Raw genomic sequence first — 19,384 nt, 5'->3', positions numbered from 1 at the left:
CATCAGCGCCTGCGCCTGTGCACGACGGCTTCGTGCGGAGCCTGCAGGATGCGCGAGCGGACACGGCATTTTCGTCGCACCGCGGTTCAAGGGCTTGCTGCGGCGACCGCGCCGGCGCGGAGACGGCCGCGCCGCCGTACGCACGAGCCCGCCCATGTAGTTCCGGACGGAAAATAGGTAAAATTTGCACAAATCATCCGGTTTGGCGGCGCAGCGGCTCGGTCATTCACCGCGGCGGCGCGGGCCAGCGGCCGCGGCGCGCTGGCCCGGCTATTGCGAGACCGGTTCGCGTCGCCAGCGGAGCCCTTCGCATGAACGCGCAGTCACGGTCGCTGTGGATGGAGCGGCAGTCGCCGCCGCTGGACACGCTCGTCGAGACGGATCGCGACGCGCAGGTCTGCATCGTCGGCGCCGGCATCGCCGGGGTCTCGATCGCGCTGGCGCTGGCCGAGGCCGGCCAGCGTGTCGTCGTGATCGACCGCGCCGGCATCGCCGGCGGCGAGACCGCACGCACGAGCGCGCACCTGGCCAGCGCGCTCGACGACCGTTTCTATCGGCTGGAGCGCTGGCACGGCGCCGACGGCGCGCAGCTCGCCGCTCGGAGCCACGCGGCGGCGATAGACCGCATCGAGGAATGGTGCACGCGCTACCGCATCGACTGCGATTTCCGGCGTGTGCCGGGCTATCTCGTCTGCGGCGATCCGGAACATCGGCAGGAATTCGAGCGCGAGCAGGCCGCGGCCGTGCGTGCCGGGCTCGCGCCCGAGCGCAGCGACAACGGGATCGGCGATCTGGCCGGGCCGACCCTGCGCTTCGACAACCAGGCGCGCTTCCATCCGCTGTCCTATCTCGCCGGGCTCGTCGCCGCAGCGCGCGCCTGGGGTGTGCGCTTCGTCGGGGCCGAGGCCGTCGACGTCGACGGCGGAACCTCGCCCGGCGTGACCCTCGCCGACGGCAGCCGCATCGGCGCCGGGGCCGTCGTGGTCGCCGCGAACGTGCCGTTTCACCGCCGCTTCGCGCTGCACACGAAGCAGGCGGCGTACCGGACCTTCGTGATCGCCGCGCGCGTGCCGGCCGGATCCGTCCCCGACATGCTGCTGTGGGACATGGAAGACCCCTACCACTACGTGCGCCTGCAGCCGGCGTCCGACGGCAGTGAATGGCTGATCGTCGGCGGCGCCGACCACAAGACCGGGCAGGAGCCGCGCGGCAGCGACCCGTTCGGCGGCGACCCGTTCAGCGAGCTCGCGCGCTGGGCACGGCAGCTCTGTCCGGGATTCGGCGAGCCCGAGTACGCCTGGTCGGGGCAGATCATCGAGCCGATCGACGGGCTCGCGTTCATCGGGGCCGACCCGGGCCAGCGGCAGGTCTACGTCGTCAGCGGCGACTCGGGCAACGGGCTGACCCACGGCACCCTGGCGGCGCCGCTGCTGACCGCGCTGATCCGCGGCGAGGGGCATGCGTGGCGCGATCTCTACGACCCGGCGCGCAAGCGCCTCAACGCGACCTGGCTGGAGGAGAACGCGAACGCCGCCGTGCAGTATCGCGACTGGCTCGGTCACGGCGACGCGGCGGCCGTGGCCATGGGCTCCGGCGCCGTCGTGCGCCACGGCCTGCACCGCTTCGCGTTGTACCGCGACGACAACGGCGAGCTGCATGCGTTCTCCGCGCGTTGTCCGCACCTGGGCTGCGTCGTGCACTGGAATGCGCTCGAGCGCAGCTGGGACTGTCCCTGCCACGGCTCGCGCTTCGGCGCGACCGACGGCCAGGTCCTCAACGGCCCGGCCGCAAGCGGCCTGGACCCGCTCGAGGTCGTCGGCGAAAACCGCGACGATGCGGCCTGACGGCCGCGAGCGCCGGCCCTCGTCGCGGCCGCTGCCGCGTGCCGGCCCAGGGCCCGAGCGCGAACACCGCGTAGATCAGCGCCATCTGGCGCGGGCGCAGATGTGCCTCGAAACCCTGCATCAGCCGCGCCGGCACGACGCGGTAGTCGACCCAGGCCGCGAGCGCCGCGATCGTCGCCGCAGGCAGCGGCCTGCGCTGCGGCGTCCGCCGCCAGGCTTCGTAGAACAGCGCCCACCATACCGAGCTCGCATGATGGATCGCGTAGCCGAGCGTGGTGTGGCGCAGATCGGCGCCATGCCGGCGCAGCGCCGGCCGGCCCCAGATCCAGTGGCGCGCCGCGTTCGTGGTGCTCGCGGCCGAACCGGTGCGCCGCCGGCTCAGCAATGCGGCGGCGACGGTCGACGCGATCGCCGCGACGCTGCCCGAACGCAGCGCGGCCGCGAGGAACCGCCGCGTCGCGGCGGAGAGTCGTGGTCGCGGAACGGTCGGGGCGGATCGGCGCGGCATGGCAGTCTTCCGGGGTGCGTATGCGGGTGCTCGTGATCGGCGCGTCGGGGTTTCTCGGCTCGGCGTTGGTCGCGGCGCTGCAGGATGCGGGCCATGCCGCCACCTGGCGCGCGCGCGACGTCGCCCGGCTGCGCCGGCTGGGTCCGCAGGCCGCGGCGATGACCGTGGATTTCTCCGCGGACGTGGAGGCGGCGCAATGGTCAGCGCGATTGCGCGGCATCGATGCCGTCGTGAATGCCGCCGGCATACTGCGCCAGCAGCACCGCAACCGCTTCGAGCGCTTGCACGATCGCGGACTGCGCGCGCTGTATGCGGCCCGCGCCGACGCCGGCGTGCGCCGCATCGTGCTCATTTCCGCACTCGGCGCCGACACCCTGTTCACCGCGACGACGATGTTGCTGCAGCCGCTCAGCGGCGCCTGGCCCGTGCATCGCTCCGGACTGCCCTGGAGCACGCACTGGCTGGCCGCGTCGCTGCTGCTGTTCGGCGTCGCGGCGCTGGTGTGGCTGCGCGTGGTCGTCCTGCAGCTGCAGATGCGCGGCCTGGCGCGCGAAGCCGTCGCGAACGGCGCCGCGTTGCCGCCGCCGTTCGTGCGGTGCTTCCGCGAATGGGTCGCGCTGGGTTTCGTCGCGCTGCTGTGTTTCCTCGCGATCTTCTACCTGATGGTGGTCAAGCCGGCCTGAGGCCACCGACCCGGTACGGAGGCAGCGGCGCCTTGACGCGGCGCCGACGGTGCGGCCGGACAATCCCCGGCGAAGCCGCGACCGCGCGGCGCTGCGTTGCCGGAAGCGAGCCATGATCGTCGACGTCGCCCGTTTCGCGTTCTACGTGCTGCTGCCGCTCTGGGCGCTGGCCGGGCTCGGCGATTACCTGTGCCATCGGGCCTCGCACATCGAACGCACGCCGTTCGGCGCCGGCGAAGCGCTGCTGCATCTGCTGCAGTGGGCGCAGATCGTCGCCGCGGTCAGCCTGCTGGCCTGGCTGCCATCCGAACCCGTTGCGCTGGCGTTCGCGGCGTTCTGCGTCGTCGCGCATTCGGCGACGGCCTGGTGGGACGAATACCGGACGCGGCCGCAGCGCTGCATCTCCACGGCCGAACACTATTGCCATGCCTACCTGATCGCGCTGCCCGTGGCCGGCCTGCTGCGTGTCGTCTGGGCCTGGCTGCAGCCGGTGCCGTCGCCTGCGCCGGCATCGCCCGGCGCCGCGATTCTCGCGATGGTCTACGCCGCGTTCGCCGTGGCCGGCCTGCTGATCGCCGAGGGGTGGCTGCGCTGCCGCCGGCAGCGCGGCGTTCCGGCGGCGGCCGCATGAGCCCGGCGACGCCGCTGAAAAAACCCGGCGACGGCGCCACCGACGCGCTGCTGCTGATCGACTGGTTCGGCACCTGGGACCAGGCCGAGCCGGCGCTGCTGCCGCGCGTCGCCGCCGCCGCGACGACAGTGGCGCGGCTCGTCGCACAGGCGCGGCGCAACGACGTCCCGGTGATCTTCGCGAACGACAATTTCGGCCAATGGCGCTCGGACTTCCACGCGGTGATCAATTCGGCCGTCGACGCCGGCGGCAAGGGCGCCGCCGTCGCCGAGCGGCTGGCGCCGGGACCGGGCGACTACGTGATCTTGAAGCCCAGGCACTCGGCGTTCTTCGGCACGCCGCTCGATCTGCTGCTCGCGCATCTGCAGACCGAACGCCTGCTCGTCGCCGGCGTGGCCAGCGATCTCTGCGTGCTCGCGACGGCGATCGACGCGCATCTGCGCGATCGCGAGGTCGTTGTCGTGCGCGATGCCTGCGCCGCCGCGAGCGCGGCGCGGCACAGGCGCGCGATGGACGGCATCGCCGCGTTCGGCATCGGTGTCGCGAGCGCGCGCCAGGCGGCGGGCCTGCTCGCCGCGGCGCGACGGCGCTGAGGCGCGGTTACCGCGCTCGCAGCCTGCGCGCGTACAGCGCGCCCCAGGACAACCCGAGCACCGCGGCGACCAGCGAGCCGAGCAGTACGCCGAGCTTCGCCGCCGCGAGCATCTGCTCGTCGCGGAATGCCAGCAGCGCGATGAAGATCGCCATCGTGAAGCCGATGCCCGCGAGCAGCCCGACGAGCACGATGCCGCCCCAGGACGTGTCCGGCGGCAGTTTTCCCCAGCCCAGACGCACCATCAGCGCGCTGGCTGCGATGACCCCTAGCGGCTTGCCGGCGACGAGCGCGAGCGCGATGCCGCCCATCGCGTACAGCGGCGCGGCAGAGGAGAAATCGACGCCGCCGAGACTGACGCCGGCGTTCGCGAGCGCGAACAGCGGCATGATCAGGTAGGCGACCCACGGATGCAGCGCCGTCTGCACGCGCACGACCGGCGGCAGCAGCTCGCGCTGTGCGAGCCGCAGCTGCCGTGCCGGCCGCTCGAGCTGTTCGGCGTGCTCGGCTGTGTGGTTCTGCGACAGGCTCTGCGCGACCCGCGACACGATGTCCTCGGGCCTCTCGCGCGCGGGCGTCGAACGCACGGGCGTCAGCAGGCCGAGCACGACGCCGGCCAGGGTCGGATGGACGCCGGCTTTCAGCAGGCCGGCCCAGAGGATCGCGCCCGGAAAGACGTAGGCGAACGCCGCGCCGATGCCGATGCGCTGCAGGCCGAGCACGAGCGCGACGCCGAGCGCGGCGACGGCGAATCCGGAGTAGTCGAGGCCGCCGGAATAGAACAGCGCGATGATCAGGATCGCGACGATGTCGTCGATGATCGCGAGTGCGAGCAGGAACACGCGCACGCCGCCGGGAATCGAGCGCCCGAGCAGCGCGAGCACGCCGACCGCGAACGCGATGTCGGTCGCCGTCGGCACGGCCCAGCCGCGCAGGCGGTCCGGCGTGCCGTTCAGCGCGACATAGATCAGGGCCGGCGCGGCGACGCCGCCGATCGCCGCGGCGACGGGCAGGGCGGCCTGGCGCAGGTCGCTCAGTGCGCCCTCGTGCATCTCGCGGCGGATCTCCATGCCGACGACGAGGAAGAACACAGTCATCAGCGCGTCGTTGATCCAGAAATGCAGCGACTGCGAGAACACGTGGCTGCCGATGCCGATCGACAGCGGCGTGTGCCAGAGCGCGTCGTAGCTGGCCGCGACCGGCGAGTTCGCCCAGACCAGCGCGACGACCGCGGCGGCGACGAGCACGATGCCGCTGACCGCTTCGATGTGCAGGAAGCGTTCGACCGTCGCGAACGCCCGCTCGGCCAGGATCTGTGCACGCGGAATGTGGCGGTCGGGTACGCGATGCATGGACGCAATGGCTCCGCGCGGCGGCCCGACCTGCGCTGATGCCTGTCACGCTGCACCGTGCAGCGGACACCCGAAGTGGCGGAGTCTACCCGGCAGCGGCGGCGGCCGCGAGGCCTCGGCAGCAAGCGCGCGGCACGCCGATGCGGAACGCCGCACTCCCGCGGTTTGCTGCCGTCGGCGATGGTGGCTACATTCGACCGATGACGCAGAAATCGCGGTCCGGTGCTGCAGTGTCCGGTCGCGGTGCGATGTGGAAGCGACGAGTGGATCCGAATCCCATCCCCGACGAGGTGCGTCGGTTCATTCTGATGAATGGATTGACCGTGCCGGATCTCGAAGCCCTGCTGGTGCTGCGCGAACGCGGCGCCGCCGGCCTTCCGGCCACTGGGCTGGCGTCACGGCTGTATATTTCGCCGGACCATGCGCGGACGCTGCTGGCGAAGCTGGACAAGCTCGAACTGGTCGCCTTGGCGGACGAGCCGGGATTCCGCTTCAGCCCCCGCACGGACGCGCTGCGTGCCATCGTCGAGGCCGTGCTGTCGTGCTACGAGCGACACCTGGTGCCGGTGTCGCAACTGATTCATTCCGCCGAACGCCGGTCGTCCGAAACGCAGTCGGCGCAGGCATTCGCCGACGCGTTCCGCATTCGCAAGGAGACCTGAAATGGCCAGCGTGCTGTACGGACTCTGCGCGTTGACGGCGCTTGCCTGCGCACTGCTGCTGCTGCGCGCGTACCGCAAGACCGGGAGTTCGCTCCTGTTGTGGAGCGGCCTGTGCTTCTGCGGTCTGATGGCGAGCAACGTCGTGCTGATCGTCGACAAGCTCGTCGTTCCCGACGTGGACCTCAGGCCGATCCGCCTGCTCCTGACGGCCGCATCCATGGGGCTGTTGCTCTACGGGCTCATCTACCGGAACGAGCGCTCATGACAGATTTCCTCGCCGGCGCGGTGGCCATGGCCTCCTGGGTCGCCGGGCTGATCTTCCTGCGATTCCACGGGCGCACGCAGGACCGGATCTTCCTGTTCTTCGCCGCATCGTTCTGGCTCGACGCGGTAGGCCGCACGCTCGAGGTGGCCTTGCGCTGGACCGACGACGGCAGTCCCGGCGTCTACGTCCTGCGCGTCATTGCCTACGGCCTCATCCTCGCCGGCATTCTCGACAAGAACCGCGCGCGCGAGCGTTAGCTGGCCGCTTCCGCCGGAGGCGCCGGCAGTCCTGCCGGCGCGGCGGGTTCATCGAGGCTCTCCTTACTCCGGCAGGATGATGCGCACGCCGGGCTTCACGCCGGAAACCATGTTTTCCTCTGTTTTCTTCTGCACGGCGCCGTCGCTCTTGAGGTGACAGCGCGGATGGTCGACGAAATAGGTCCCCGTGCCTTCGTAGGTCCAGGCTGTGCAGGCCTCTTCGGCGAGGCATATGGCCTGGCATTCCTCCGGCGTCTGGCCGGTCGTGAAATCCACGGCGCGATAGGATCCCTGGAACAGGTTCACGTCGACCATCCAGGCGTCTCCGGCTTTCAGGTCCGCCGGCGCTGCCGGAGGCGGTGCGGCGACCTGCTCGAGCGCAGCGGCCAGAGCGGCCGCGTCGCGCGCCTCGAAGTAGCGTCCTCCCGTCGTGTTCGCCAGACACTGCAGTTGCGCGCGGGCCTTGCCTTCGGGCAGGTCGAATCCGACGACGTGCGCGGTGAAGTCGACTCCCAGCTTCTCGAGTTCGGCGCCGAGCTCGCAAGGATCCGCATCGCAGGTTTCTTCGCCGTCGCTGACGAGAATGACGCTGACCTTGTGCTCGGTGAATTTCAGGGCTTCGGCCGCCTTGCGAACGGCGGCGCTGATCGGCGTCATTCCCTTCGGCGACAGACCGGCAATGAGTCCGCGAATCGCGCCGGCCCCGGCTTCTCCGGGACTGCGCAGGATCTCGATGTCGTCGCAGTCGCCCTTGCGCCGATGTCCATAGGCCATCACGCCGAGCCGGGCGTCCGGCGGCCAGGCGTCGAGCATGGCGGCCACGGCCTTGCGCGCGGCATCGATCTTCGTCGTCCCACCGACCGTGCCCCACATCGACCCGGAGGCATCCAGCACGAGCATGGCCTGGTCGGCGGCGCTGGCAAGGGTCGCGGCGCCGGCGAAGCCCAGCGCGCAGGCGAGCGAAGTGAAGCCGGAAAGGTGGCGCATCAGTCGTTCTCCGTCGGTCAAATGTGGAACCGGCGGTCGCCGCGACGCACCGGACATCGAGCGGCCCCTTACGAGGCGGCGCGCGAAAAGCGGACATTCGCGGCGAAACGTCGGGCCGGAAGCGGGACATCTGCTAAGGTCGGCGCAGGACGAGGCGGGAGACCGGGATGCGGGAAGACGATCAGACGGCCGATCGGCCGTCTGCGGCGAGCACCGCGGAATCGCTGCTGCCGCTGCTGCTGGACGACCTGCGCAAGCGCGCGCGTCATGAGCGTCGCCGCATGCGGGCCGGCGAAACGCTGTGCACCACCGCACTGGTCCACGAGGCTTATCTGAAACTGCGCCGCAGCGACAGCTGGCAAGGAGAGCTGCATTTCCTGCGCGCGGCCGCGCTGGCGATGCGCCAGGCTCTCGTCGACCATGCCCGGCAGAAACTGGCGGTCAAGCATGGCGGCGGGGCGGTGGATTCGCTCGACGCCATGACGGCCGAGCCGTTCTGGACTTCCGATGAACGCCTCGTGGAACTCGACGAGGCGCTGCAGGAGCTGAGCAGGCTCAATCCGCGGCTGACACGCGTGATCGAGTGCCGCTTCTTCGCGGGCTATTCCGAAACCGACACGGCGCGCGTGCTCGGTGTTGCCGATCGCACGGTGCGTCGCGACTGGATCAAGGCGAGGGCGTGGCTCTTCCAGGCGCTGGGGGAGATGCCGGAGCCGGCAGGCGCGTCCGCAGCGCCGCCGCCTGGCTGACCAGGCGCGCGCCGGAAGGACCGGAAGCGGCAGCAATGCGTTCGACCTTGTCGAGCAGGACGGCCGCTTCGCGCGGTCGCCGCTGGTCAAGGCGCAGGCGCGCCATCGCCAGGCTCGCCAGCGCCGTGCCGACGTGGTCCGGGCCGAGCGTGGCCAGTGCGGCGTCCAGCGCGGCGGTGGCGTCGCCGGCGCCCGCCTCGGGATGGCCGAGTTCCAACTGCGCCTCGGCCGACGCGGCGAGCGCGGCGACATGGTGCAGGCTGCCATGGCCGGCGAACTGGGCTCCCATGGCGGCGGCATCCTGCAGCACCGGCAGCGCCGCGTCCGCGCGCGCTTGCTGCAGCAGCAGCTTGCCGTAGTTGTTGAGCAGCGCGGCTGTGGCCGCGGACGGTCCGTACAGCTGCCGGCGCAGCGCAACGGCTTCGCGCAGCAGCGGTTCGGCCGCGTCGACATTGCCCGAGGCCAGTTCGAGCGAGCCCCAGTTGTTGAGGGTGTTCAGCGCGTCGGGCGATTGCTCGAGCCCCGCTGCGCGCCAGACTTCGGCCGCGGCTTCGAAAGAAGCGCGCGCCGCTTCGGGCTGGCCGCTCGCGAAGCGAGCCACGCCGAGATTGTTGTGGAACACGCCGGTTTCGCGATGATGTGCTCCGCTCAGTTCGATGCGGCGCGCCAGAGCCGACTGCAACAGTTCGGCCGCCGCCGCGTGATCGCCATTGCCACGGATCAGTTGGGCTTGCAGCAGCCGGCTGTCCACCAGGCGGCTCTCCCAGCGCAGGGTATCCGCCGCCCAGTAGTTCTGCGCCTGGACCAGCAATGGTCCTGCAGCGGCGGCGTCGCCGCGCCGGTAAAGCACCTGGGCGAGGTCGTAGCGGCCGGCGGCAATCAGTGCCGGGTCGACGACGCCGGGGTCGGCAGCGGCCAGGCGTTGCAGCAGCGGCTGCGCCGCTTCGTAGTCCGCGATCAGGAAGTACAGTTCGCCCAACGCGTGCAATACCGGAGCGGCCTGCGCCGGCTCGCGCGCGAACTCGCTCTCGATGCGCCGGGCCGCTCCTTCGAGCACGTCGGCTGCGGTGGCCGAGCCGCCCTTCATTTCGCCGGCGCTGCGAAACATGTGAAAGACCGATTGCTGCACGGCTTCGAGGCGCGCCTGTTCCCGTCGCGCCTGATCGCGTTCGCGCGCGGCCTGATCGGCATAGCGCAGGGTGAGGCCCAGGCCCAGGATCAGGCTGGCGCCGACGGCGACGGCCGCCGCCAGCGGCCATTTGAAGCGCCACAGCGTGCGACGCAGACGATGCCGCGGCTCGTCCCGTCGCGCAGCTACGACGCCGCGACGCAGCGCCTGCTGCAGATCCTCGCCCAAGGCTTCGACGGTCGCATAGCGCCTGGTCGGATCGGGAGCGAGCGCCTTGGCGAGAATGGCGTCGAGATCGGTGCGCAGCGCCCGCGCGGAGCCCGAACGGGCGGTGGCGTGCGGCAGACCGGCCAGTCGCCGGGGCGAGGTGTCCCGCGCGCTCATCAGGGCAAGTAGGCCCGGGAGTCCCGCCGCCTCGCGCGGCGGCTGTCCGGCGATCAGCCGATACAGCACGGCTGCGACGCCGTAGACGTCCGTCGCCGTGGATACGGGTGCGCCGTCGATCTGTTCCGGCGCGGCGTAGGCCGGCGACAGCGGCGCGGCGGCCGGAACGCGCTCCGCGGCATCGGCGAGATGGACCACGCCGAAATCGATCAGCCGCGCACGGCCCTGCGCGTCGACGAGAATGTTCGAGGGCTTGACGTCGCGATGCACGACCAGCTTGCCGTGCGCATGTGCCAGGGCGTCGCAGACCTGCAGCACCAGGCGTACCCGTGCGGCGGCATCGGACTGCCGCCGGTCGCACCACTCGTCGATGGGAAGGCCGTCGACGAACTCCATGACCATGAACGGCCGGCCGTCGTCGAGCAGGCCGCCGTCGATCAGGCGGGCGATGCCGGGATGTTCCAGTCGTGCGAGCGTCGCCCGCTCGATCTCGAAGCGCGATGCGTCAGTCGCGCGCGTCCGGGCGATGCGCTTGAGCGCCGCGCGCTGCGCGAAGTGGCCGTCGGCGCGCTCGACTTCGTAGACGTCGCCCATGCCGCCGCGACCGACGGGACGCACGACGCGCCAGGCGCCGGCACGCTCGCCGGCGGGCATCGGCGCGGACGCCTCGTAGGCGTCGTCGGCCGCTTCCTGCGTGGCCAGGAATCCGTCGCTGCGGTCGGCCGCATCGAGCAGTCGCAGGACCTCGGCGCGCACCTCGGCCGCGCACTCCTGCGCCTCGATCCAGCGGCGGCGCTGCGTTTCGGGCAGTTCCCACGCCGCATCGAACAGTGATTCGACCAGGGCCCAGCGATCGGGACTCTGCATGCGCGTTCTCCAGGGATCGGCGGGTCCGCGAGCATCGGCGATACGGCGGGTCCGGACAACCGCGCGTCCGGGGCGCGAGGCCCGCGTCAGGACGGCTGTTGTCCGGATCCGGAGTGTTCCGCCGTAAGGAGCGATTCCGCGGCACGGCCGCTTCCACGACGGACCGTCATGCGTCGCTCGATCGCCTCGGTATTGCCGTTCTTGCTGATCGCCGGTTGCGACCGCTCGGCACAGCCTTCTGCGGAAATTGCGCCGCGGGTCGTTGCGCCCCCGCCGGAGGCCGTGATGTCGGGAGCTTCCTTCACGAACTGGCGCGACCGTCTCGATGCGCTGCTCACGCCTGACGATCTCGTCGAACTCGCCGGCATGCCGGCAGGCGGTGCGGAGCAGACGTCGCGGCCGGATCAACTGCGCTACCGCTGGGACGCCGGCCGGTTTTTCCACTATGCCGGCGCGCGCGTGAACAGGAAAAACCTCGTGTCGCTGGGTCAGATCCGTGTCGGCGTTCGCGCCGAGGAGTTCGCGGCGCGGCATTTCGGTCGGCTCGACGCGACGGCTCGCGCGCGCCTGCGCGAGGAAGTCGCGCGCCAGGCGCAGCGGCGAAATCTCGACGAGCACGCTGCGGCGGCTGCCGATCGGTTGGCGCAAGGCACGGCCGAGCGAGAGCCGGCCGAGCCCGTCGCAGGGCTCGGCGATGCCGCAGCCTGGGCCGCCGCCGCACGCGAGCCCACGCTGCATCTGCGTGTCGGCGACAGCTCGATCGTCCTGGTCGTGGATGTGTCGGACGATCCCGCGGGGAACCGCGATACGGCCGCGAGGCTCGCCGGGCGCCTGCTCGACCGCCTGCACGGCGGCCGTTCGCGATGACGCCGGAGTCCTGCGTGTCCGGATATGCGCCCGGTTGCCGTAAGAGCCGGCTCGTTTCCCGCTGGAGTTCGCTCATGCCCATCGTTCCGTCTGACCGGGGCCCGGTATCGCCATGGCGCCCTTGCCTTCGGTTGCTCGCCGTCGCACTGGTCCCGGCTGCGCTGACGACGGCCTGCCCGGCTCGGGCCGCGACCTATCTGGTGACGTCGGCGCTGTCCAGCGGTGCCGGCACGCTGCGCGAAGCCGTGACGCAGGCGCAGTCGGCGTCGGGGGCGCCGCACACGATCCTGTTCTCGCTGCCGATCAACAGCGTGATCGGTCTGGCCGCACCGCTGCCGAGCCTGTCCGCGACGGCGTTGATCGTCGACGGCAGCGGTTCTCCGGGTCTCGTCATCGACGGCAACGACACGGTGCGCGTGTTCGACGTCGGCGCAGCAGCGTCGCTGACCTTGCGCGATCTCGCACTGCGCCGCGGCTTCGCCAACAACGACCGCGGCGGCTGTGTGCGCGTTTCCGATGCCGCGTCCACGCTGACGCTCGACCGCGCGACACTGCAGGACTGTCGCGCCACCAGCATCCAGCCGGGCGGACTAGCGCTCGGCGGCGCGGTCTACGCCGAAGGCGACGTGTTCGTCTACCGCAGCGCGTTCATCGGCAATCGTGCGCGGGCGCCCGGCTCCACCGCGGGCGGTGCGCTCGACGTGCGCCGCAATGCATGGATCGAGAACTCGCGCTTCGAACGCAACGAGGCCGTGAGCGCCGGCAGCACCGGCGCGGCCGGCGGTGCGGTGATTGCGGGCACGGGCACGTTGACCCTGCTGCGCAGCCAGTTCTTCGACAACCGCGCCGTGCAGACGTCCACGGCGAATCTGAGCTTCGGCGGCGCGGTCTACGTGCGGGACCGCAGCGGCACGACGATCCGCCAATCGCTGTTCGTGCACAACGAGAGCGGCCAGGGGGCCGCGGTCTATGCGTCGCTGTCCACGATTCCCGGCACGATGAACGTCGCCGTCGGCAACACGACCTTCGCCGGCAATCTCGGCGGCCCGGCACTGAGCCTCGCGGGAGTCCGCATGGATCTGCGCAACAACAGCTTCTGGAAGAACAGCGGACGGGCCGGATTCGGCGCGCATCTGCATGCGAGCGGCAACAATACCTCTGTCGCGGCCGTCACGCACAACCTGTTCGCCACCAGCGGCGACGGCGGCGCGGCGTGTTCGTCGGCTTCTCTGCCGGTGGGAATCGACGGCACCGGTTCGAACCTGTTCGCCGATGCGAGCTGCACATATCTCGCTGCGTTCAGCTACATCGACGGCGGCGATCTGCGCATTCGCGGCCTGCGTACGACCGGCAGCGCGCTGCACGACATTGCCGTCGTCGACGTGTTCGCCGGAAGTCCCGTGATCGATGCCGGCAATCCTGCCGATCCGGGCAGCGGCGGCGTGTTCGTTTGCACCGCCGGCGACGCGCGCGATGAGATGCGGCCTGCCGACGGAGACGCCGACGGCGCGGCGGTCTGCGACATCGGCGCGCACGAGCTGCAGCGCGAAGCCTCGCTGTTCGCCGACGACATGGAGTCCCCGCTGCTGCGCTGACGGGCAGCAGAGCGGTCGGCCCCGGGGCGGCCGGGAGCCGCATCAACCGCGCAGCCGCGGCCGCGCGAAATTTCGACGTTGCCTCAAGAGGAATTCAATGCGCTCCGGATATCTGCTCCTCGCCGGCCTGCTCGGCGCAAACTGCGCGCCGGCGGCGACGTTCGCCGTGTCCAACATCGAGGACGCTGGTCCCGGTTCGCTGCGGCAGGCGCTGCTCGACGCGAATACCGCGTCCGCACCGCCGCATCGCGTCGTATTCGACACCGCTTATCCGGCGCTGGGCATGATCGAGTTGTTCTCGCCGCTGCCGCTCGTGCAGGTGGATCTGGAAATCGACGGCGCCGGCCGCAGTCCCGTCGTCACCGTCTTCGATCCCGGCAACAGTTTCCCGCTGTTGCGGACCGGCCGCGGACTCACACTGCGCAAGCTGTCGCTGAACCAGGGCCGCGGCAGCGGAGCAGGCGGCTGCCTCAGCGGCGAAGGCACCGGCGACACGCATCGGCTGGTCCTCGACCGCGTCGCGTTTTCGGCGTGCACGACGGTCGCGGTCGGAACCGGTTCGGCGCTGGGCGGCGCGGTCTCCTGGTCGGGGACTGCGCCGGTCAGCATCGTCGGCAGCGCTTTCCATGGCAACGGTGCGGTGTCGCTGGGTACCGGCGCGGCCCTCGGCGGAGCGGTTCGCGTCGGTGGACCGCTGCAGATCGAATCGTCGTCGTTCACCGGCAATCTCCTCAACGGCGGATTCGTCGCCGGCGGGGCCGTCTCGGTCTATCTGGCCCGCTCTGGCGAGATCGATATTCGGGACAGCGCGTTCACGGACAACTCGGCGGAACCCGATCCGGTCGCGTCGCCGTCCGGCATCGGCGGCGCGCTCAGCCTGGATTGCGCAACGAGCTGCACGGTCACGCTGGCGCGAAGCTACTTCGGCGCCAACCGCAGCCGCAGCGCCGGCGCGGTGTTCGTCCGCGGCAATGACGTCGTCGTCCCGCTTGCACTTCACAACACGGGTTTCGTCGGCAATCGGGCAGTCGATCGCGGCGGTGCGCTGTTCGTGCAGTCGACGCAGCTTGACGTGCGGCACGCGACCTTCTTCGACAATGGAGCCGCGGTCGGCGGCCACATCTATGCGGCGCTGTCTCCGGTCGGCGAGGTGAGCAACAGCGTCCTGGCGCCGGTCGCCGCGGGGTCCGGCGCGTCCTGCTCCATCGGCGCCGCGGCGACTCTGGCGATCGGCAACTATCGCGCTTCGGCGGACTTCAGCTGCAACGTATCGGTGCCGGGCGCCACGCCCATCGCCGACTTCCGCATCGCCGGCGTCGACAGCTCGACTCCGCTGCCCGTGCTCGTGTTCGATGCCTCCAGCCCGGTCGTCGACGGTGGCGATACGGCGCGCTGCCTGCCCGACGATGTGCTGGGCGACGAGCGTCCACGAGACGGAAACGGCGACGGCAATGCGTTGTGCGATTCGGGCGCGTACGAACACCCCCGGAACGACCGCATTTTCAGGGACGGCTTCGACGGTTGAGCCGCTGTACCCGGGGTAGCTGCAGTCGACGCCGCATGCGGCGCCGTCCCCGGCCTGCGCGCGCGATGACGGTCGAGTCCGGCTGCGCTTCTTCTGCGTCGAGGGGGCGTCGTCGGCGAGATCGCTGCTCGAGGGCGCCTCGGCCAGCAGAGCCTTCATGCGGTCGACGACATCGTGCAACCGCGTCGCCTCGGCGAGCGCCTGCTCGGCGACGTCGCTGAGCGGCGGCCGTCGGTGTGCTGCAGCAGTCGCACCGAACACTGCAGCGGACCCGCCACATTCTTCTCCGTCAGCAGCAAGGGCTGAGGTGCGGCGGTGACAGACGATAAAAGTGCATCTGTGGACGAATTCGGCATGGCCACAGGCTGCCACCGGCCGGCCAGTGAGAGGCGATGGAGCGAAATCCAGGAGTCACAGGAAAGCCACTATCCGGCTCGGATCGTGACGTGACCGCGTAAGTGTTTGACGAAAATGGTGGCCGGGGACGGAATCGAACCGCCGACACGGGGATTTTCAATCCCCTGCTCTACCAACTGAGCTACCCGGCCATGAGGTCTTGCGATGTGCGACCAGAACGGCCGCAGCGGGAAGGCCGCGTATTAAATCGGGGCGGGCAGGCGGAGTCAAGCGCGGATTTCGCTTGGGCAGAAAGTGAGCAGCGCCGACGGCGGTGGGCTCGCGCGTTCGCCGGCATGACTTCCGGCCTGTTGTCCGCGGCGGGTCGTTCTACTACAACTGTAGTACGACAACTGTAGATGCAGGTGGCGGCATGGCGGCGGAATCCGGGGACGTGGTGCTCAGCGATCTGCAGATCGCGTTGATGCGCGTGCTGTGGGCGCGCGGCGAATGCAGCACGGCCGAGGTCGCCGAGGTGCTCGCGCAGTCGCGCGGGATCAAGCATACGACGGTGGCGACGATGCTGATGCGGCTGGAGAAGCGCGGCGTCGTCGCGCTGCGGCGCGATGCGCGCCAGGTCCACTACCGGGCGCTCGTCAGCGAGCCGGAGGTGCGCCGCTCGATGGTCGCGGAGCTGCTCGGCAGCCTGTTCGGCGGCGACGCGCGCGCGCTGGTCTCGCATCTCGTCGACGAGGCCGAGATCGCGCCGGGCGATCTGGAGAAGTTGCGCAAGCGCCTGACGCGTGGAGGGCGCGAACATGATTGAGACCGGTCTGGTCGTCGCGGCGACCCTGCTGCTGCACGCGTGTGTGTTTCTCGGTCTGGCCTGGACGCTCGAGCGCGGCGGCGTCGTGCGCAGTTTCGCGGCGCGCGAGTACCTCTGGCGCAGCGCCGTCGTCGGCAGTTTCGTCAGCGCGGTGCTGCAGCTCGCGCTCGTGCCGGCAGTGTTGCCGGGATTCCGCGTGACCGTCGCCGCAGCGTTGCCGCAGGCGGCGACGGCGATCGCGATGCACGAGTCCGGTGCAGCAGCGAAGCTGCCGATCGCGGCGCAGCAGGCCGTGGCCGACGCCATGCGGACCGCGGCGATGCCGGTGCGCGATGCCGCGGCGACGGACGCTGCGTCGACGGTCCTCGCATCGGCGGCCGGCGATTCCGCCGCGCCGCGCCGCGCGACAACGGACGCTGTGCAGCCGGCAACGAGCGAAGCGGCCGCATCGCGCCCGACGTCGACCCGACCGGATGTGGTATCGAGATCGCCGTTGCCGTCGGCGATCGATGCCGATAAGGCCGGTCACGCGTCGCCGGTCTCGATGCCGTCGGCAGACCGTGCCGTCGACGCGCCGATTGCCGTCGCGGTGTCATGGCTGCGCACCGCCTTGCCCTGGCTGCTCGGCGTCTGGGGGTTCGCGGTCGCGCTGGCCTGGCTGCGTCTTGCGGGTTCGGCGCGCGCGCTGCAGCGGCTGCTGCGCGAATCCGCGCCATTGGACTGTGCCGACTGGCAGCAGGACGGCGCGGCGCTCGCCGCCCATTTCGCGCTGCCGCGTCAGCCGCAGCTGCGCCGTCATGCGGCGCTCGCGAGCCCGCTGGCGACGGCGGGCAATACGATCGTCGTGCCGGACTGGGCGCTGGACCTGCCGGCGTCGCAGCGGCGTGCGCTGCTCGCGCACGAGGTCGCGCATCTCGCGCGGCGCGATCCGCTCTGGCGCGGCGTGCTCGCGTTCTGGCGCGGTCTGCTGTGTCCGTTGCCGCTCGCTGCACTCGCCGCGCAACGGCTCGACCTCCTGGCCGAGTGGCGCTGCGACGCGGCCGCGGCGCAGGCGACCGGCGACGGCCGCGCACTCGCCGCCTGCCTCGCGCATTGCCTGGAACGGCGTCTTCATCCCGACTATCCGGCGTTCGCCGCGGCCATGGCCGCGGCGCGGTCGCCGCTGCTGCAACGTGCCGAGCACCTGCTCGAAGGAGTTTCCATGTCTTCCGTTTCCCTGCCGTGGCGCGTCCGTCTTGCGCCCATAGCGGCCGTGGTCGCGGCCGTGCTGGCCGTGCCCGCTTTCGTCGTACCTGTCTCCCATGCTGCCGAGCGCGTGCCGGTGCCCGCACCGCCGGTGCCGCCGGCACAACCCGCAGTCCCGGCGGTGCCTGCCGCGCCAGCCCGGCCGGCGGCTGGCGGCTGCAAGGTCGTCATCGGCCATTGCACATCGGTGCGCAGTCACAACGGTGATCTCGACGTCGACATCGGCGGGACCGGGCGGCAACTGACCTATCGCTCGCGTGGCGACGTGCGCTTCAACGATCAGGACGACGGCATTGCCTCGCTCGGCGCAGGTGCCAAGGTCGAATGGGAAGAGACCGTCGGGACCGAAACCCGCCGCGTCGAATACCGTGGCGACGGCGCTACGCTGACCACCCGTTACTGGAAGGACGGCAAGGAGCAGCCGCTTGATGCCGAAGGGACCGCGTGGATCGCGCGCATCGTGCCGCAGCTGTTGCGCGAGGCCGCGATCGACGTCGAAGGCCGCGTGGCGCGGCTCGTCGCGCGCGGTGGCAACGGCGCGGTCCTGGCCGAGATCGGGCTGATCCGTTCCGACCACGCCCAGGGTCGCTATCTCGGCGAGCTGCTGCGGACGCGCAAGCTCGCCGACTCCGAGCTGGATCGCGCGCTGGAGTTGATTGCCGCGCTCGATTCCGATCATGAGCAGCGCCTGGCGCTGACGGCGGCGTTGGCCAGCCAGCAGCTCGGCAAGCCGCAGTGGCGCAACGTGCTCGCCGCTGTCGCCGAGATCGATTCGGATCACGAGCGCGCCACGCTGCTGGTGGAGACGGCGGCCCAAGTCACCGGTGACGACGAACTGCGCGGCGCGTGGCTGGCGGCGACGGAGGAGATCGGATCCGACTACGAGCGCCGACGCAGTCTCGAGGCGTTGCTGGCGGTCGCACGCGACGACGCGGCGCTGCTCGCGGCGATGGAGGCGGGCGGCGGGATCGGATCAGACTACGAGCTGCGCGAGCTGCTGAGCCACACGGCGCAGAAAGCCCGCGACCCGAACGCGATCGCCCGGCGTTACGCGCAGACGGCAAAGCGTATCGGCTCGGATTTCGAACGCCGCGAGGCGCTGGTCGCGCTGGTGCGCGCGGGCGCATTGGCGCGGGAAGGCGCGTTGGCGGTGCTCGATGCGGCGAGCGGCATCGGCTCGGATTTCGAACGCCGTGAGGTGCTGGTCGAGGTCGCGCGGCGCGTGCCCGATGACGCCGTCCGCGCGCGCGTGTTGCAGCTCGCGGACGACCTGTCCGACTTCGAGCGCAGGCAGGTCGAGGAAGCCGTGGGCGCGGTGCGCGGCTGAGCTGGACCGCCCGGCGCCCACGTGGGTGCCGGGCGGTCCGCTGCGTCGGATCATCCATTCGTCGACATCGACGATGCTCGCTGCGACCCTGGAGCCCGCTCGGACCGTCTCTATCTCGGAGACGATCCGCTACTGGAGGATTTCCGATGTCGCCACTTTCTTCGTTCGCCGTGGCCGCGCTGATCGCGCTGGCCGCCGTGACCCCGGCCCAGGCCATGACCGACAGCGAGCGCGAACGCCTCGCCGAGTACGAGCAGTTCGCCGGCGCACCGGTCGGCGACATGCCGTTCTGGCGGCTGCAGAGCTACGAGGCGCTCGGCACCGAGGCCGTCGTGGTCTGGACCGCGGTCAACAAGGCCTGGCTGATCAAGGTGCTGCCGCCGTGCACCGATCTGCCCTGGGCCAAGGCCGTCGGCCTGAGCTCGACGAATCACCGCGTCAGCGCGAAGTTCGACCATGTCGTCGCGGGCCGCGACCGGTGCAACATCGCCTCGATCCAGCCGGTCGACGACAAGGCGCTGCGCGCGGCGCGCCGCGAGAAGCGCGAAGGCAAATGATGCGGTGATTTGTCGCCGGCCGCGTGTTGCCGGCGGCGCTTGCTAGGCTTGCCGCGAGAGGATGCGCGGGGGGAGCGGTGCGCCGGAGCCTGGATATCGCGGTCGTCGGCTACGGCACGGCCGGGCAGGCGGCGGCGCGGCTGCTCCAGCGCCAGGGGCACCGGCTCGCGGTGTTCGAGCGCGCGCCGCAGCCGCG

The 19,384-nt window shown here is 70.8% G+C and carries 19 protein-coding genes and 1 tRNA gene; 15 read left to right on the top strand and 5 right to left on the bottom strand.

The window, feature by feature from the left end; genetic code table 11:
• Window positions 1-311 precede the first annotated feature (311 nt).
• A complete protein-coding gene (locus NON22_RS04570) occupies window positions 312-1,844 on the top strand; it encodes an FAD-dependent oxidoreductase (protein ID WP_257385742.1) in 1,533 nt (510 codons plus the stop codon).
• Here NON22_RS04570 and NON22_RS04565 read toward each other — a convergent pair.
• Entirely contained in the window at window positions 1,774-2,352 is a 579-nt protein-coding gene (locus tag NON22_RS04565) for a hypothetical protein (RefSeq protein WP_257385741.1), read from the bottom strand. The genes NON22_RS04570 and NON22_RS04565 overlap by 71 nt on opposite strands.
• A gap of 20 nt (window positions 2,353-2,372) precedes the next feature.
• Between NON22_RS04565 and NON22_RS04560 the strand changes: the two genes are divergently transcribed.
• The 3 genes from NON22_RS04560 to NON22_RS04550 all read left to right on the top strand — a co-directional run bounded on the left by NON22_RS04560 (window position 2,373) and on the right by NON22_RS04550 (window position 4,259).
• Window positions 2,373-3,035: a DUF2269 family protein gene (locus tag NON22_RS04560; protein ID WP_257385740.1), complete on the top strand. Its 663-nt coding sequence runs from the start codon at window positions 2,373-2,375 to the stop codon at window positions 3,033-3,035.
• A 112-nt stretch (window positions 3,036-3,147) separates the two neighbouring features.
• Window positions 3,148-3,666 carry a hypothetical protein gene (locus NON22_RS04555; protein WP_257385739.1) on the top strand — a complete coding sequence of 173 codons (519 nt, stop codon included), beginning with the start codon at window positions 3,148-3,150 and terminating at the stop codon, window positions 3,664-3,666.
• Window positions 3,663-4,259, top strand: coding sequence for a cysteine hydrolase family protein (locus tag NON22_RS04550; RefSeq protein WP_257385737.1), 597 nt, complete (start codon window positions 3,663-3,665; stop codon window positions 4,257-4,259). Before NON22_RS04555 ends, NON22_RS04550 begins: the two co-directional genes overlap by 4 nt.
• A gap of 7 nt (window positions 4,260-4,266) precedes the next feature.
• Here the strand turns inward: NON22_RS04550 and nhaA are convergent, their stop codons facing one another.
• The gene (nhaA, locus tag NON22_RS04545; RefSeq protein ID WP_257385736.1) at window positions 4,267-5,610 is read right to left on the bottom strand and encodes a Na+/H+ antiporter NhaA; all 1,344 of its coding nucleotides are present in this window, start codon (window positions 5,608-5,610) and stop codon (window positions 4,267-4,269) included.
• Window positions 5,611-5,873: 263 nt separating this feature from the next.
• Between nhaA and NON22_RS04540 the strand changes: the two genes are divergently transcribed.
• The 3 genes from NON22_RS04540 to NON22_RS04530 are packed head-to-tail and all read left to right on the top strand — an operon-like array spanning window position 5,874 to window position 6,794.
• Window positions 5,874-6,272, top strand: coding sequence for a hypothetical protein (locus NON22_RS04540; RefSeq protein WP_257385735.1), 399 nt, complete (start codon window positions 5,874-5,876; stop codon window positions 6,270-6,272).
• 1 nt (window position 6,273) lies between these two features.
• Window positions 6,274-6,537: a DUF5985 family protein gene (locus NON22_RS04535; protein ID WP_257385734.1), complete on the top strand. Its 264-nt coding sequence runs from the start codon at window positions 6,274-6,276 to the stop codon at window positions 6,535-6,537.
• The gene (locus NON22_RS04530) at window positions 6,534-6,794 is read left to right on the top strand and encodes a DUF5985 family protein (protein WP_257385733.1); all 261 of its coding nucleotides are present in this window, start codon (window positions 6,534-6,536) and stop codon (window positions 6,792-6,794) included. Before NON22_RS04535 ends, NON22_RS04530 begins: the two co-directional genes overlap by 4 nt.
• 63 nt (window positions 6,795-6,857) lie before the next feature.
• Here the strand turns inward: NON22_RS04530 and NON22_RS04525 are convergent, their stop codons facing one another.
• Entirely contained in the window at window positions 6,858-7,781 is a 924-nt protein-coding gene (locus tag NON22_RS04525; protein WP_257385732.1) for a VWA domain-containing protein, read from the bottom strand.
• A gap of 167 nt (window positions 7,782-7,948) precedes the next feature.
• Here NON22_RS04525 and NON22_RS04520 point away from each other — a divergent pair, with 167 nt between their 5' ends.
• Complete coding sequence (locus NON22_RS04520) at window positions 7,949-8,530, top strand: ECF-type sigma factor (RefSeq protein WP_257385731.1); 582 nt, start codon at window positions 7,949-7,951, stop codon at window positions 8,528-8,530.
• Here NON22_RS04520 and NON22_RS04515 read toward each other — a convergent pair.
• The gene (locus NON22_RS04515) at window positions 8,448-10,910 is read right to left on the bottom strand and encodes a serine/threonine-protein kinase (protein WP_257385730.1); all 2,463 of its coding nucleotides are present in this window, start codon (window positions 10,908-10,910) and stop codon (window positions 8,448-8,450) included. The genes NON22_RS04520 and NON22_RS04515 overlap by 83 nt on opposite strands.
• Window positions 10,911-11,078: 168 nt before the next feature.
• Between NON22_RS04515 and NON22_RS04510 the strand changes: the two genes are divergently transcribed.
• From NON22_RS04510 to NON22_RS04505, 3 genes are all read left to right on the top strand, one after another.
• Window positions 11,079-11,777, top strand: a complete 699-nt coding sequence (locus NON22_RS04510) for a hypothetical protein (RefSeq protein WP_257385729.1) — start codon at window positions 11,079-11,081, stop codon at window positions 11,775-11,777.
• Window positions 11,778-11,908: 131 nt separating this feature from the next.
• Entirely contained in the window at window positions 11,909-13,372 is a 1,464-nt protein-coding gene (locus NON22_RS24780; protein ID WP_306673638.1) for a choice-of-anchor Q domain-containing protein, read from the top strand.
• 97 nt (window positions 13,373-13,469) lie between these two features.
• Window positions 13,470-14,897: a choice-of-anchor Q domain-containing protein gene (locus tag NON22_RS04505; RefSeq protein ID WP_306673643.1), complete on the top strand. Its 1,428-nt coding sequence runs from the start codon at window positions 13,470-13,472 to the stop codon at window positions 14,895-14,897.
• A 472-nt stretch (window positions 14,898-15,369) separates the two neighbouring features.
• Here the strand turns inward: NON22_RS04505 and NON22_RS04500 are convergent.
• Window positions 15,370-15,445 (bottom strand) — tRNA-Phe (locus NON22_RS04500).
• Window positions 15,446-15,567: 122 nt separating this feature from the next.
• Between NON22_RS04500 and NON22_RS04495 the strand changes: the two genes are divergently transcribed.
• The 4 genes from NON22_RS04495 to NON22_RS04480 form a co-directional block, all read left to right on the top strand.
• Window positions 15,568-16,059 carry a BlaI/MecI/CopY family transcriptional regulator gene (locus tag NON22_RS04495; protein ID WP_257385727.1) on the top strand — a complete coding sequence of 164 codons (492 nt, stop codon included), beginning with the start codon at window positions 15,568-15,570 and terminating at the stop codon, window positions 16,057-16,059.
• Between the two features lie 196 nt (window positions 16,060-16,255).
• Window positions 16,256-18,631, top strand: coding sequence for a M56 family metallopeptidase (locus NON22_RS04490; protein WP_257385726.1), 2,376 nt, complete (start codon window positions 16,256-16,258; stop codon window positions 18,629-18,631).
• 146 nt (window positions 18,632-18,777) lie between these two features.
• Complete coding sequence (locus NON22_RS04485) at window positions 18,778-19,188, top strand: DUF6491 family protein (protein ID WP_257385725.1); 411 nt, start codon at window positions 18,778-18,780, stop codon at window positions 19,186-19,188.
• A gap of 77 nt (window positions 19,189-19,265) precedes the next feature.
• Window positions 19,266-19,384: NAD(P)-binding protein (locus NON22_RS04480; RefSeq protein WP_257385753.1), on the top strand; the 119-nt coding region annotated here is incomplete at its 3' end.

The organism is Tahibacter caeni, from assembly GCF_024609805.1.
Classification (GTDB): domain Bacteria; phylum Pseudomonadota; class Gammaproteobacteria; order Xanthomonadales; family Rhodanobacteraceae; genus Tahibacter; species Tahibacter caeni.
Note: the sequence above shows the minus strand (reverse complement) of the source record. Positions and strands in the feature narration are given on the sequence as shown.